The 14,639-nt window shown below is 61.4% G+C and carries 15 protein-coding genes; 8 read left to right on the forward strand and 7 right to left on the reverse strand.

Features of this window, described 5'->3' with window-relative positions; translation table 11 throughout:
- Positions 1-3: 3 nt before the first annotated feature.
- Genes CSING_RS05190 through CSING_RS05200 form a run of 3 tightly spaced genes read right to left on the reverse strand, consistent with a single transcriptional unit; the run spans position 4 to position 2,225 of the window.
- Positions 4-924 (reverse strand): DUF808 domain-containing protein, encoded by a 921-nt coding sequence (locus CSING_RS05190; protein WP_042530311.1) that lies wholly within the window; start codon positions 922-924, stop codon positions 4-6.
- A gap of 42 nt (positions 925-966) precedes the next feature.
- Positions 967-1,503 carry a DUF402 domain-containing protein gene (locus CSING_RS05195; RefSeq protein ID WP_042530313.1) on the reverse strand — a complete coding sequence of 179 codons (537 nt, stop codon included), beginning with the start codon at positions 1,501-1,503 and terminating at the stop codon, positions 967-969.
- The gene (locus tag CSING_RS05200) at positions 1,503-2,225 is read right to left on the reverse strand and encodes an Rv1157c family protein (RefSeq protein ID WP_042530315.1); all 723 of its coding nucleotides are present in this window, start codon (positions 2,223-2,225) and stop codon (positions 1,503-1,505) included. Before CSING_RS05200 ends, CSING_RS05195 begins: the two co-directional genes overlap by 1 nt.
- A gap of 244 nt (positions 2,226-2,469) precedes the next feature.
- On the opposite strand from CSING_RS05200, the gene typA reads away from it, so the two are divergent.
- The 8 genes from typA to CSING_RS05240 all read left to right on the forward strand — a co-directional run bounded on the left by typA (position 2,470) and on the right by CSING_RS05240 (position 10,338).
- Complete coding sequence (typA, locus tag CSING_RS05205) at positions 2,470-4,380, forward strand: translational GTPase TypA (protein WP_042530317.1); 1,911 nt, start codon at positions 2,470-2,472, stop codon at positions 4,378-4,380.
- A 166-nt stretch (positions 4,381-4,546) separates the two neighbouring features.
- Positions 4,547-6,148, forward strand: coding sequence for an ABC transporter family substrate-binding protein (locus tag CSING_RS05210; protein ID WP_042530319.1), 1,602 nt, complete (start codon positions 4,547-4,549; stop codon positions 6,146-6,148).
- Positions 6,138-7,004, forward strand: coding sequence for a PIG-L family deacetylase (locus CSING_RS05215; protein ID WP_042530321.1), 867 nt, complete (start codon positions 6,138-6,140; stop codon positions 7,002-7,004). The genes CSING_RS05210 and CSING_RS05215 overlap by 11 nt, the downstream gene beginning before the upstream one ends.
- Complete coding sequence (locus CSING_RS05220; protein WP_042530323.1) at positions 7,004-7,396, forward strand: hypothetical protein; 393 nt, start codon at positions 7,004-7,006, stop codon at positions 7,394-7,396. The genes CSING_RS05215 and CSING_RS05220 overlap by 1 nt, the downstream gene beginning before the upstream one ends.
- Positions 7,397-7,446: 50 nt before the next feature.
- Positions 7,447-7,770: a ferredoxin gene (gene fdxA, locus CSING_RS05225; protein WP_005323553.1), complete on the forward strand. Its 324-nt coding sequence runs from the start codon at positions 7,447-7,449 to the stop codon at positions 7,768-7,770.
- A gap of 3 nt (positions 7,771-7,773) precedes the next feature.
- A complete protein-coding gene (dapC, locus tag CSING_RS05230; RefSeq protein ID WP_042530325.1) occupies positions 7,774-8,859 on the forward strand; it encodes a succinyldiaminopimelate transaminase in 1,086 nt (361 codons plus the stop codon).
- Entirely contained in the window at positions 8,860-9,666 is an 807-nt protein-coding gene (locus CSING_RS05235) for a pseudouridine synthase (protein WP_042530327.1), read from the forward strand.
- Positions 9,667-9,774: 108 nt separating this feature from the next.
- Complete coding sequence (locus CSING_RS05240; RefSeq protein WP_042530329.1) at positions 9,775-10,338, forward strand: GtrA family protein; 564 nt, start codon at positions 9,775-9,777, stop codon at positions 10,336-10,338.
- Between the two features lie 435 nt (positions 10,339-10,773).
- On the opposite strand, the gene CSING_RS05245 is transcribed toward CSING_RS05240, so the two are convergent.
- The 4 genes from CSING_RS05245 to CSING_RS05260 form a co-directional block, all read right to left on the reverse strand.
- On the reverse strand, positions 10,774-11,253 hold the full coding sequence (locus CSING_RS05245) for a transcriptional regulator (RefSeq protein ID WP_236684043.1): 480 nt from the start codon (positions 11,251-11,253) through the stop codon (positions 10,774-10,776).
- Complete coding sequence (locus CSING_RS13890) at positions 11,237-11,446, reverse strand: helix-turn-helix transcriptional regulator (RefSeq protein WP_042530334.1); 210 nt, start codon at positions 11,444-11,446, stop codon at positions 11,237-11,239. The genes CSING_RS05245 and CSING_RS13890 overlap by 17 nt, the downstream gene beginning before the upstream one ends.
- 54 nt (positions 11,447-11,500) lie before the next feature.
- Positions 11,501-12,322 carry an endonuclease domain-containing protein gene (locus CSING_RS05255; protein ID WP_236684044.1) on the reverse strand — a complete coding sequence of 274 codons (822 nt, stop codon included), beginning with the start codon at positions 12,320-12,322 and terminating at the stop codon, positions 11,501-11,503.
- 816 nt (positions 12,323-13,138) lie between these two features.
- On the reverse strand, positions 13,139-14,569 hold the full coding sequence (locus tag CSING_RS05260; RefSeq protein WP_042530336.1) for an amino acid permease: 1,431 nt from the start codon (positions 14,567-14,569) through the stop codon (positions 13,139-13,141).
- Positions 14,570-14,639: the final 70 nt, after the last annotated feature.

The raw sequence follows: 14,639 nt of genomic DNA on the forward strand, positions 1-14,639 counted from the left end.
GGTTTACTTCACGCGCTCAGCGGTGGCCTTGACCGCCATGATGACGGTGGCCACGACGGTGCCCAGAATTAAGCCGAAGACCATGGACATACCGGTATCAGCCAGCCAGGTCAGTGCGCCGTTGCTGATGTTCTCGGTGACCCCGTGGATGAAGCCATAGGGCTGTTCAGCGCCGAATTCGTGGAGGCCCTTGATAACGATGTGGCCGCCGACCCACAGCATCGCGGCGGTGCCGATGACGCCAATAATGTCGAGGACCACGGGCATGCCCTTGACCAGGGCGGTACCGAGGGCGGAGTCGCCATCGTTGCGCTTGAGTAGACCCATGCCGATGTCATCCATCTTCACCAGTACGGCAACCGCGCCGTACACGCCGAGGGTGAGGATAATGCCGACGAGAATGAGGGAGCCTAGGCGCATCCAAAAAGGTTGGTCGATGACCTCGTTGAGGGAAATGACCATGATTTCCGCGGACAGGATGAGGTCGGTCGTGATAGCGGAACGCACCAATGAGTCTTCGGCGTCCGCACCTTTTTCCCGGACCGGTTGCTTTTCCTCCTCACCGCGGTGGAAAAGGAAGTGGAGAATTTTCTCCGCGCCTTCGAAGCAGAGGTAGGTACCGCCGCACATCAGGATGGGGGTCAGCGCCCACGGTGCAATCCATGAGAGGATGAGCGCGATCGGCAGGATGATGATGAGTTTGTTGATGAGCGAGCCTTTGGTGATGCGCCAGATCATGGGCAGCTCGCGTTGTGGTTTTACACCATCAACAAACTGGGGGGTGACGGCGGCGTCGTCGACAACAACACCGACGGATTTCATAGACGTTTTGCCTGCCAGGGCAGCCACGTCGTCGATGCTGGAGGCGGCGGATCGGGCGATGAGGGCGACGTCGTCAAGCAGGGCGAACAAGCCACCGGCCATTGCTCACATCCTTCACGGTAGGGGAAAATTGCCCTTCCAAGGTTACTCGGCTGGGACGAGTTCCACAGTGTCAGCCCACGTAAGTTCCATCCCAAGCGTGCGCAGCCACGCCATGGCGTCATCGCCGTAGCGCGTAATGCCTTCGACAGCGGTGAGGGTACGCTCCATGGCGCGCTCGGCCTCCTCGGCGCTGATGAGACCGGTGGAGGTGGCGGCGGCGAGCTCGTCGATGTCGAGCACATCAACAGGTTCGCCAGAGGTAGAGACGAGGTCGATATACAGATCGCGGGTGGTCCACACGTCACCTTCAACGGTGATATCGGCGACATCGAAGTAGAAATCCTGCTCGACGTCGACGCCCTCGCGGAAGTGGAAAATGTTGGCGCGAAGACCTAGATCTGGCAGCAGCCACGACTCGAGGTAGCCAAAGCGCGGATGGTTGGCGCCGCGGGCCATGTAGAGGCCGAAGTCGGTGACGCGGTAGGTGTCTACCTCCCGCAGGAAACCTTTTGGATCCACGTTGATGTTATCCGCCGTATTAAAGGTTTCTTGCTTGACTGGGTGCAGTTCGGTACTCATTAGTTCACCTCGAGGAAGGCCGCGGTGGGTGGGAAGGAACATGAGGAATCAGCAGTGTTGACCGAGCCCGACAGAACCGCGACGACCGTACCTTTGCCGGTGGTAGCGCGGCCGGAGACCGTGGTGGGGCCATCGGTGTTGATGCCGTTGTTGAACAGCGGGGTTGTTCCAAACTGGAAGGTGTCCAGGTTGAACCATTGAACGTGCATCGCGCCCTGCTGCTCAGCAGCGGTTGGCGTGCCGAGAGCGGTGAAGAGGAAGACGGTTTCGCCTTCCCCGGCTCCTGGCGCAGGGATTTCGGTGGGGCCGGGTACGGCGATAGCCGAGCCGACCGAATCACCCTGCCCGCCAATGCACTGCGCGGAGACCGTGGGCCAGTAGAACTGGCGGAAGGAAGGGTTATCTCCCTCCGGCATGGCCACGCCACCATCGCCGTCCTCACCGCTGGTGAAGTTGAGGGCAGTGAGGATAGCGTTTCGGGCTTCCTGCGGGATCCATGGCTGTGCCGCGAAAGCGCGAACGCGTTCCTGAGTCTCCGGGGTGGGACGGCCGAGGTTGTCGAGCGGGTTGCTGCTCTGCTGGGCAGTGACCAAAGAGGAGAGATCGGGGGCGTCGGCATGTGCGGGGGTGACGCTGAGCAGGCCCAGCATCACAGCAGCAGTGATACCGGCGAGGCCGCGGTGTGCGGCGCTGCCGGTGGAGTGCTGTTCATCGAGAGCCATGGACATCCTTGTGTGTAGGTCGGCGCGTGTACAACATTAGTCACACGCGCCACAACAGTATCTGCTGTCACAATATTCACTTTTTCGGCGTAGTCAACTCGAAACGAGTTCTACTGTGGGGTATGTCGGCGCTCGATACCATTTCGTTACACACGGGCGCGATGCTGCACGGATGTGGGGGAGCGAGTATATTTAAGGGCCGTTCACACCGCTAACGCATCATGCTTTAAGGAGCACCCCACACGTGAGTACTACTGAGTTCCGTAACGTAGCCATCGTCGCACACGTTGACCACGGTAAAACCACCCTCGTCAACGGCATGCTGGAGCAGTCCGGCGCTTTCGGCGACCATGGCGAACACTCGGACCGCGTCATGGACTCCAATGACCAGGAGCGTGAGCGCGGCATCACCATTCTGGCCAAGAACACCGCCATTCACCGCAAGGGTCTGGGCAAGGATGGCCAGGACCTCATCATCAACGTTATTGATACCCCGGGCCACGCCGACTTCGGTGGCGAGGTCGAGCGCGGTATCTCCATGGTGGATGGCGTCGTGCTGCTTGTCGACGCCTCCGAAGGCCCCCTCCCGCAGACCCGTTTCGTCCTCACCAAGGCTCTGGAAGCCAAGCTGCCGGTCATCATCTGTGTCAACAAGACCGACCGTCCGGATGCCCGCATCGACGAGGTTGTCACCGAGGCGCAGGACCTGCTGCTGGAAATCGCGGCCGGCCTTGAGGATGAGGAGGCCGCCGCTGCCGCCGAAGAGCTGCTGGACCTGCCGGTTCTCTACGCTTCCGGCCGCGAGGGCAAGGCCTCCACCGAGAACCCGGGTGACGGTAACGTCCCCGACGCTGCGGACCTGCAGGCGCTTTTCGACGTCATCTATGACGTCCTCCCCGAGCCTTCCGCCTCCGTCGATGGCCCGCTCCAGGCGCACGTCACCAACCTCGACTCCGATGACTTCCTGGGACGTATTGCCCTGCTGCGCATCTACTCCGGCACCATCAAGAAGGGCCAGCAGGTGGCCTGGATGCACTACGACGATGAAGGCGAGATGCACACCAAGACCGTCAAGGTGGCTGAGCTGCTGCGTACCGTCGGCTTCCAGCGTCAGCCGGATACCGAGGCTATCGCCGGTGACATCGTTGCCATCTCCGGTATCTCCGACATCATGATCGGTGACACCATCGCTGATGTTGAGGATCCGAAGCCGCTGCCGCGCATCAAGGTGGACGAGCCGGCTATCTCGATGACCATTGGCGTGAACACCTCGCCGATGGCAGGCCAGGGCGGCGGTGACAAGCTCACCGCACGTATGGTTAAGGCCCGTCTGGACCAAGAGCTCATCGGTAACGTGTCCATCAAGGTTCTGCCAACCGAGCGCCCGGATGCGTGGGAAGTTCAGGGCCGTGGCGAGATGGCGCTCTCCGTTCTCATTGAGAACATGCGCCGCGAGGGCTTCGAGCTGACCGTGGGTAAGCCACAGGTGGTGACCCAGGTCATCGACGGCAAGACTATGGAGCCCTATGAGATGCTCACCATCGATTCCCCGTCGGAGTACCAGGGCGCTATTACTCAGCTGCTGGCTAGCCGTAAGGGCCAGATGCAGTCCATGGACGTCCGCGAGGGCGACTGGGTTCGCATGGTCTTCCGCATCCCGGCCCGCGGTCTCATCGGCTTCCGTACCCAGTTCCTGACGGAGACCCGTGGCTCCGGTATCGCGAACTCCATCTCCGACGGGCTGGACGTCTGGGCTGGTGAGATCAAGGCTCGCGCCACCGGTTCCCTGGTGGCTGACCGCTCCGGCCAGATCACGGCCTACGCCCTTATGCAGCTTGCTGACCGTGGCGACTTCTTCGTGGAGCCGGGCATGGAGGCCTACGAAGGCATGGTTGTGGGTGCCAACAACCGTGATGAGGATATGGACATCAACATCACGAAGGAAAAGAAGCTCACCAATATGCGCTCCGCCACCGCGGATGCCACCGTCACCTTGGCCAAGGCCAAGACTCTATCCCTCGATGAGGCACTGGAGTTCTGTGGCAACGACGAATGCGTTGAGGTGGGCCCCAAGGTGCTGCGCGTGCGCAAGGTGGAGCTGTCCGCCACCGACCGAAAGCGTGCGGCTGCCCGCGCTAAGCAGCTCAACAAGTAAGCAGCGCTTCCTGACGTAATCTTCAACGTTCCGCCCCAATCCTGCTGGAGGGGGCGGAACGTTTTCGTTATGTATGGGACAGGCGGTGCGGTTGGAAATGGGCTCTGTCCGGTGCGGGTATTAAAATGAGGCCGACAAGTACCCCGAGCTCCAAAGGTGTGATGGCGTGGACCGTTTCTCCAAGCTGCTGGCAGCGCTCGCTGCAGTGAGTGTGTTGAGCGCCTGCCAGGCCAACCCTGGCCCGCCGCCAGTGGTCGAGGCTGAAGAGCAGAGCGCGTCACCCACCAAGTCGACCACGGAAAGCCCCACCCCGGAGGTGGTTCCGGAAGAGGACCTACTGCCGGAGCGCAGCACGGTGGCCATTGGCGTCGATCCGCTGCGGGGAGGCCTTAACCCACACTTAAGCGCTAACAATTCCGAGCTGGTTAGCCAGATTGCAGAGCTCGTCCTGCCCTCCGCGTTCCACGGTGAAGAGTTGGATACGGATGTGCTCGAGTCGGCGGAGGAAATCGAGGCCCCCGGCAGCATTGCCATGCGCGTGCGCTACACCATTGCTAGTCCGGCCCAATGGTCTGATGGCACACCGATCAGCGGTTCGGACTTCAATTATCTCTGGTCACAGATCATCCGCACACCAGGGGCGAATGCGGCCTCGGGGTATCAAGCGATTTCGGCGGTGCGGACGTCGGGAAGCGGGCGCGTTGTCACGGTAGATTTTAAGCACCGCGTCGAGGACTGGCGCAAGCTCTTTGCCCACCTGCTGCCGTCGCACCTGCTCGTGGACCAGGATTTCTCATCCGCCCTCGCGGAGGGGATTCCGGCCTCGGCTGGACGCTACTTGGTGGCGGGTATGGACCGCAGCCGCGGCGTGATTACGCTCAACCGCAACGACCGCTTCTGGGGCGAAAACCCCGCAATGATTGATGTCATTCAGCTCCGCGCCCTCCGTGACACCACCCAGGCCGTCAACATGCTGCGCTCGCGACAGATCGGGTTTGCGGACTTTAGCCCGCAGCAGACCACCCTCGAGCGGCTGAGCCTACTCAGCGACGTCAACACCGGGGTAGTGAAACGCTCGCGCCAGCTGCGCCTAGAGATATCCACGCTGGAGGAGGCCCTTCCAGAAGAGCCGCAACGCCGCGCTTTGGCCTCTCTGTTGGATTCCGATCAGATTGCCCGTCTCGCCACCGGCAGGGCCTCCGAGCTGGACCCTGCCCACAATCCGTTCGGTGATCCTGTGGAACTGGCCCCGTTGCGCGAGCGTGCGGGGCATAAACCGCTGCGGATTGCAGTCGATCCACAAAGCCCCACGGCCCTTGCCGCCGCCCATACGATTGTTGATGTCCTGCAGTCCAAAGCTATCGACGCCACGGTGGTGACCGAGCGCCTGACCACCATCACCGCGGATCTACTGCCAGCGGGCAAGGTGGATGCCGTCGTGGCCTGGGATGACAATGGCATGGACTCACTGAGCATGGCCAATTACTTCACTTGTGCCACTCCCGGCAGCCCAGCCGCTAAGCTCAATGGTTTCTGCCCTGAGCATGCCGAGGAGACAGCAGCCGATATCCTCGATGGAACCTTGGATTCTGCGGCTGCTCGAGACAAGGTTCACCAGCTCAACTCCGAGCAAGTGCTGTTTGTGTCGCTGCTCAACGAGGTGCGCATCCATGCTTTAGGCAAGGGTATCGTGGGCCCCGGACAAAGTATTACGGACTGGGATTCGGGCCTGGTCAGTGCCCCACAGTGGAGGAAAGATGATGACTAAAGATCTCACCGGCTACCGCGTCGTGGCCGTGCATGCACACCCCGATGATGAGGTGCTCTTCACCGGCGGAACGCTCGCGGATGTGGCCGCCCGCGGCGCTGAGGTCACCGTGATCACCGCAACGCTGGGGGAGGAAGGCGAAGTCATCGGTTCGCCTTACCAAGGACTGGCGGAAAGTGACCGCCTTGGTGGCTTTCGTGCCTGGGAGCTGAAGCGTGCCCTCGACGCCCTGGGGGTCAGCGGCATTCAGCTGGGTGGTTTCGGACACTTCCGCGATTCCGGTATGGCCGGCTCGCCAGCGCACGACAACCCGAGTGCGCTGGTCAACCGAGTCGATGAAGCGGCATCCTTGCTCAAGGAGCATTTCGTAGCGCTTGAGCCCCATGCGGTGTTGACCTACGGCCCCGACGGCGGCTATGGCCACCCAGACCACATCGCTGTGCACCAGGCTGTTCATGCGGCTGCCGCTCCTGAGCAGCGCATTTGGTGGGCGATCTTTGAGCGCGCCGCGCACTACCGCGCCCTGGAATCCGTGACCCCGCCGCAGGGCTGGAGCCTGCCGGACAAGGACTACCTGGACAACTTCACCACTGAAGGCTACGACGTGGCCTATGCGCTTGGTGACGTCCCCCTCGCCGCCAAGCGCTCCGCCATGCTCGCCCACGCCACCCAGATTTGGCTGGCCGATGGTTCCCTCACCACCGTTAACCCGCATGCCGCACAGGCAGGCCTGAGCAACCCCGCCGAGGTGCCCGCTGCCTATGCGCTGTCCAATCTGCTCACCATGCCCCTGCTGCGCCACGAGTTCTATCAGCTCGGCAGGGGAGAGCCGAGCGAGACCCTGGTGGGGGAATAGTGAGCGAGCGAGTTATCCGCACCGACTTTTCCCGCGGCGAGCAAATTGGTGGCTTGGTCTGGTTAGCGCTAGGCGCCCTGTGTTCGTTGACCCTCGAGGTGGTCTACCTGACCGCGCGCCTGCCGTGGTTCGACGGGGCCAGCGTCTCTTTTCCCATCACCATTCTCATTGCCTTCTGGTTCAACGGGGTGCTTACTCGCACAGCGCGGTTGTGGAGTGAGAATCCCTACATCGCGGGCCTTCCCGGGCTAGCGTGGGTCACGGGATTTCTAGCGTTCATGCTGGGAGGCGCTATTGGTGATGGTTCACTGCTGGCCAATAATATTCTCAGCCTGCTCCTGTTCGTCGCGGGAATCGCAGGCAGCGTTTGGCCATTTTTCACGCAGGAGTAGCATACTGTTAGTCGTAGAAAACCCGTGACACACAGGAGTTTGAACGTCTTATGACTTACACCATCGCACAGCCTTGCGTTGACATAATGGACCGCAGCTGCGTTGAGGAATGCCCTGTTGACTGCATTTACGAGGGCAAGCGCATGCTCTACATCCACCCGGACGAGTGCGTGGACTGTGGCGCCTGCGAGCCTGCCTGCCCGGTTGAGGCCATCTTCTACGAGGATGACGTCCCGGATGAGTGGCTGGACTACAACGACGCCAACGCCGCGTTCTTCGATGACCTCGGCTCCCCGGGAGGCGCAGCCGCCCTCGGCCCGCAGGACTTCGATGTCCCGATGATCGCGGCCCTCCCGCCCCAGAACCAGGAGTAAAACATGAGCCGCACGCCGCTAGGAGATACGCTTCCGGATTTCCCGTGGAACTCCCTCGCTGGTGCTAAGAAGAAGGCCCAAGCTCACCCCGATGGGATTGTGGACCTTTCTGTGGGCAACCCGGCCGATCCGGTGGCCCCCGGCGTGCAGCTGGCGCTTTCTTCCGCCGCAGAAGCCCCGGGCTATCCGCAGACTCAGGGCACCCCGGAGTTGCGCGAGGCCATCGCGAAGGCCTTGGAGCGCCGCTACCACATGCAGGTGGATGCTGTCCTACCGGTGATCGGTACTAAGGAAGCTATCGCCTGGCTGCCCACCCTGCTGGGCATGCGTGGTGAAACAGTTGCCTTTCCTTCCGTGGCGTACCCGACCTACGAGGTTGGTGCCCTGCTGGCAGGCGCCAAGCCACTGCGCGCGGACGAGGACTTCGGGGATGCGTCCCTGGTGTTCATCAACTCGCCGTCGAATCCGACGGGCAAGGTGTTGGGCGTCGAGAAGCTGCGCGAGATCGTAGCCTGGGCCCGTGAGAAGGGCGCCATTGTGGCGTCCGATGAATGCTACATGAGTCTGGGGTGGGACGATAAGAACCCGCCGGTTTCCATCTTGGATCCGCGCGTCACCGACGGTGACAACACCGGGCTCATTGCCATGCATTCGCTGTCCAAGACCGCGAACATGGCGTCCTACCGCGCTGGGTTCTTTGCCGGCGATAGCAAGCTCATCGCCGAACTACTGGAGCTGCGCAAACACGCCGGCCTCATCGTGCCGGGTCCGATTCAGGCAGCGATGGTCGCCGCGCTTGACGACGACCCCTCCGAAGCCCTCCAGCGTCAGCGCTACGCCACCCGCCGTGCAGAGCTCATGCGCGCATTGACGTCAGCTGGTTTCACTATCGAGCACTCGGAAGCCGGCATGTACCTGTGGGCCACGCGCGGCGAGAACTGTCGCGCGACCGTCGATTGGCTGGCAGAGCGCGGCATCCTCGTTGCCCCAGGTGACTTCTATGGTCCGGCCGGCGAGCAGTTCGTCCGCATTGGTCTCAACGGCACCGATGAGCGCATCGCGGCGGCGGTGTCGCGGTTGGTTGCCTAAGTGGCTTTCCGCCCACCGGCGCGGGAGGGGATTAGCCCGCGCAAGGTGATGCTCACCGGCATCGTGCCCGCTTCTCCTGCCTATTGGGCAGGTCAGGCGGGCGATTCCGCGTTTTCACCCGGCACTCGTTTGGAACCTGGCACTCGGCTGCCTGGTCCGACGTTGGCGTGGTATCACCCCTCGGTACCTCATGAAGAGCCGATTCCGTTTGATTATCGGGTGGTGTATCAGGACGGGGATCTCATAGTCGCCGACAAGCCGCATTTCTTGCCCACGACATCGAATGGGCGCATCGTGCGTGAGACGCTGCAGACTCGCCTGCGCGTGGACTTTGGTGAGGAGGGCATTGTTCCTTTGCACCGCCTGGACCGACTCACGTCTGGTCTGGTGTTATGCTCGCGCAATCCGCGCACACGACCTGCCTACCAGCGGCTTTTCCAAGACCAAGCGGTGAGCAAGCACTATCGCGCAACAGTGACCACGCCCTTAACGTTTGAAGACACGCTGCGGCTGGGGATGCGCCGCGTGCGCGGCCAGCGTCAGGTGATTGTTGACCCCGCTGGGACACCCACGATCACTCGCCTGAGTGCGCACGGCTCCATTGTTAATGTGTGGCCACTGACCGGCCATACTCACCAAATTCGCGTCGCCCTCAACTACCTCGGCCATCCGATTGTGGGCGATGACACGTATCCCGTGGACCGCGGTCTAGACCTCTACGATTTCTCTGCTCCGCTGCAGCTCGCGCACGTAGCGATGCAGTTTGACGACCCCCTCACCAGCCACGAACGTGTGTTCACTCTGTGAATTTGCGTGCTTCTGCGGCGCGCGTTTTTAGTTCGTGCTTGGCCAAGGACTAAACTCGTACGAAGTTTTATTCATTAATCTTGAGAATTTTGTACGAGGGGCGTGTTCATGGCGGATCTGAGCGTTGCTCGCTTTGCCTCGAATCTAGGTCAGTTCATTAAGTTTGGCCTGGTCGGCGGCTCAGGCGCGGTGGTCAACATCCTAGTCTCCATCGTGGCAGCAAAGTGTGGCCTCGCGTGGTTCGGGGCTACTCCGCATGACGCAATGTTTAACCTCTTTGGCACCCAGTTCCATGTCCGCTGGTTCATGCTCTTTTCCACGATCGCGTTTCTCGTGGCAAACACATGGAACTACCAGCTCAACCGCATGTGGACGTTCAAGTCCGTCAACAAGGTGTCCTGGTTGCGAGGCTTCTTCCCGTTCCTCATCACCGGTATCGGCGCCTACCTGGTCACACTTGCGGTCCAGTACTTGCTGATGAATCCGACGTCGCCGCTGCAGCTGCCACCGCACATCTTTGACGACACCACTGGTTTCCGCACGATGTATTACTGGGCTAACGCCATTTCCATCGTTGTGGCCATGCCCATCAATTTCGTGTTCAACAAATTGTGGACCTTCCGCTCGACGCCTAAGAAGCCGGTCGTGGTCCATCATTCCGAGCCAGCTTAATTGCGGCCCTTCCCGCCGACCCTTCGCGCTCACCGGCGTCGGCCGTCGGGGTCTTTTCGATGCTGCGGTGAGCGGGAAGGGGGCATCGGCAAGCAATGTTCCCTTCGCGCTCACCGAGAACCTAGCGTGGAAGCGCTCCATCGTGCCGGTGAGCGCTTAGGGATGGAAACCGGAAACCCGCCCTTCGCGCTCACCGGCATCGAAAAGAATCGCTAGTTCCCGCACACGGTGAGCGTAAAGGGCAGTACCGGCGGAACCGGTGCCAGCGGTGCAGTAGGTCTAGTGGCTCGGTAGATGAGGGGGCATGGCTGGGGGGTTAGCGCGGTAGGCGCCTTATTCTCCCTTCGCGCTCACCGGCGCCTGTAAGAAGCCGAACCCGCCATCCGCGGTGAGCGCGAAGGGCGGGATGGATGGGGATAGGCCGGGTAGTGTGGTCTAGTCGTCGAGTTCGGCGTCGAGGCGGGCCTGGTCGCGTTGGTGCTGGCGGCGTCGGAGAAACGGTGTGAAGATGATGGCGGCGGTCACGCCGGCCCCAGCGCCAACCAAGTAAGAGGTGGAGTCCGATGCGTAAGCGTTATGGGCAATTCCGGCGAACATCACAATGAGCGGGATGAGGTAGACGGTCATTGCAGGCCAAATACGGCCAACAGGTGGGGTGGCGACTCGCTTGCGCAGCCACGCCGTGCCGAAGAGATTGCCGATCATAGGCGGCGCAATGGCGAGAAAGCACAGCATGCTCATATTCCCAGGAAGAACCCAAGCGAGGATGGCTGCGGCGACGATCTCGAGGAATCGGGTCGGGGTAGCGCTGATGGCATACGCTTTGTAAAAAGTCTCACGTTCGAATTCATCCTGCGATGCGCGCTCGATTTCATTGAGGGCGTAGTTAGCAATGGCGTTAATCATGTTGTTCATCTCCAAATACTTCTTCGACGGTTTTTCCGAGTTCGCGGCATATGTCTAGTGCGAGGTGTACGGACGGGGAGTAATTGCCGCGTTCGATATTGGCGATTGTCTGACGGGAGACGCCTGCGCGTTCAGCGAGCTCAGTTTGGGATAGCTCAAGCCAGCGGCGCCATTTGCGGACCATGTTGGGTTGCTCAGGCATTCATACTCCTTTACGGTCTGTCGTCCTTACATGTCTAAGTGTAAAGAATAATTGTCAAAACAGCAAGTTCTGCAGGCATAAGTGCCACGTCCAATACGGCTGCGTCACACACGCTGGCAGCGTAGGCTCCCGCCCCTTAATCAGATCAAGCGTCGCCTTAATAAGGCGGAGGGCATCGTCGAGGTGGTAGTGGATATCGTCAGCAGTAAAGCGCAAAACTGTGTAACCGTGAGCGACAGCCGCATTCTGTTTCGATCTATCCGCCTGAAATATTTCGCTGCGTTTGTGGTACTCCCAGCCGTCGACTTCGATAATCAGCTTGCCTATCAAAAAGTCGAACCGATACCCAGCGATGAGCACGTTGTGATCCGGGAATATGCCCTGCGATCGCAAACTCCTGCTGAGCTTCCTTTCGGACTGGCTATCCGTACCGATGGGGGTGTTCCGAATCGCCTCTTTCAGCTTTCGCGGCACGCGCCCCATCCTCTGGCGGTCCTTCTCCAGGCGACTAGGCCCTTCTTTACCGCGATAATGATGCTCCAACAAGTCACCGCAGGCACTAGCTATCCGCCGAGCCGACCACAAGGCCTGCACCACGGGCAGGCCGTTCACCTTGGTCGTCGCTGAAAGTCGTGAATGCGTGACACGAAACTTTTTCCCCCTAAGCGTTCGCGGCCCCTCCGCTTCCAATGGGAACGTCAATGCGCGCCCGAGGTGAATCTCCCGTGCAGTCTTTCCTGTGAAATGAATGCGGCTGAGCCCATGCGCCAGGGCCCGCGCTACAGCGAGAGGTGTCCATTCATCGGTATAAATTCCCCGATGCACGCGGAAGAGACGACGCTCGCGAAGCTTGCGTCTTATAGCTTCCTTGCTCATCCCTTGTTCCCGGAGTTCAGCGGTCGTCCATGCCCTCATAACGCCGAAAATAAGCACTGCGTGACGACGCCGCCGCAACCATCATCTCAGCCTGTGGATAACTTCCCATCGTGACCGGCCCCCAGGGCTCCGAATCAGTGTCTTCTGTGGATAACCACCTTTAGCGCTCACTGCGGAAGGGCCGTTGTGGTAGTGAAGATTGCGGGTGAGCGCGTAGGGAGGAGGGGCGCAGGGCCATGCAGGATTTCAGCACCGCGCCCCTCGCGCTCACGGGCAGCTGCTTGACGACGCTCCGCCCTCCGCCAGTGAGCGCGAAGGGCAGGAGACAGCTGCAACGCAGCCTTCTAGCCTCTTGCGCTCACGCGGGAGAGCCAGACCGGAAGCTGTGGTTACCGAGCATGAGCTCTAGCCTCTCGCGCTCACTGGGGAAAGGCTTCAGTGGCGTGAGCTGTCCACGGTGAGCGCGAAGGAAGGAGGTGGCGCGAAGAGCAGGAAGAGATGCGAAGGAAGGAGGTGGCGCGAAGGAAATAAGAGGGGTGTAGGGCAGGAGGAGGGGCGCGGGGCCAAAAGGACTGAAGCACCGCGCCCGTCGCGCTCACGGGCAGCTGCTTGACGACGCTCCGCCCTCCGCCAGTGAGCGCGAAGGGCAGGAGACAGCTGCCACGCTTACCGCCTAGCCTTTTGCGCTCACGGGAGAGCGGTTTCAGTGGCGTGAGCTGTTCACGGTGAGCGCGAAGGGCAGGGCGTGAGGAGGGTCGGGGTGAGAAGAGGGGCGGCGCGTGAGGAGGGGCGGGGCGTGCGAGCGGGAGCGGGAAGCTAGCGGGTCTCGAGGTCGGCGGCAGTGGGTAGCGGCAGGCGGGCCGTGGGAGAGATGCCGCGCGCCTTGGCATTGATGACGCCGGCTACGGCAAGCACAGCAAACATGATGGCGGCTGAGATGAGTTGGATGCGGGCGGAGGCGTCGGTAAGCATGAGCACCGCAATAGCCGCGAACAGTGCCAGGGCACACCACGTGAGGTAGGGGTAGGCCCACATGCGCACGGGCAGTGGGTGAATGGCCTCGAGGTGTGGGCGCAGACGCAGCTGGCTCACAGCGATGAAGACCCACACGATGAGCAGTGATGCGCCAGCGGCGTTGAGCATAAAGGACAGCAGCCAGCCGGTATCGGCGTAGTTGAGGATAACCATGACCACGGACAGCGCCACAGAGAGCGCGATGGCAGCGGTGGGGACGCCGCGGCGGTCGGTGGACGCGAAGACCTTCGGCGCCTCACCACGAGAGGCCAGCGAGTGCATCATGCGGGAGGAGGCGTAAATCTGCGCATTGAAGGCAGACAACAACGCCAGGACGATGACGACCTCCATGATGACGGCGGCGCCAGGGATGCCGGCGCGGTCGAGCACCATGGTGAACGGCGACTCGGCAGCAGATTGCGCGGAGCCGAGAGAGGAGTATGGCAGGAGGAAGGTAATGACGAGGACGGAGCCCAAGTAGAACACGGAGATACGCGTGATGGTGGTGCGCACGGCGTTGACGAGGGACTTCTCCGGGTCCTCGGATTCGGCGGCGGCGATGGCGACAACCTCGATGCCGCCGAAGGCGAAAGCCACGGCCAGCAGGCCGGCCGCGACGCCGCCGAGACCGTTCGGCATGAAGCCGTCCTCGAGGAAGACCGAGGTGCCGATGAAGGAGTGGCCGGGCAAGAGGCCGAAGATCAGCAGAGCACCGATGATGAGGAAGAGGACGATGACGGCGACCTTGATGAAGGCGAACCAGTACTCGAACTCGCCAAACATGCGCACGCGCAGCAGGTTGATGACGCCGAAGAGCGCAACACAGATGGCGGCGGGGATCCACGGCGGGCAGTCGAACCACGCGCCGATGAAGCCGGCCGCGCCGGTGATTTCGGCGCCGAGGACAGCCACGGTGGCCAGCCAATAGATCCAGCCCTGGGTAAAGCCGGCCCAGCGGCCGATGCCGTGTTCGGCGTACTCGGAGAAAGAGCCGGAGGCCGGGATGACGGTGCCCATTTCACCCAGCATCTGCATGACGAGGATGGCGAGGAAACCGGCGATGAGATAAGCCAAAAGAACAGCTGGACCGGCTGCGGAGATGCCCACACCGGTGCCTAGGAAGAGGCCCGCGCCAATGGTGGAGCCGAGCCCCATCATGGTGAGGTGGCGGACCTTGAGGCCGCTGCCGAGCGAGCGAGGAGAGGAATCGTTTTGAGCAGTCACCTTTAGCATTCTAGGCAGCCGCAGCGCGCGGCACACAAAAAGCCTCCGCGGGTTTATTCCCGGGAGGCCTGAAGCGAAC

The organism is Corynebacterium singulare (assembly GCF_000833575.1).
Taxonomy (GTDB): domain Bacteria; phylum Actinomycetota; class Actinomycetes; order Mycobacteriales; family Mycobacteriaceae; genus Corynebacterium; species Corynebacterium singulare.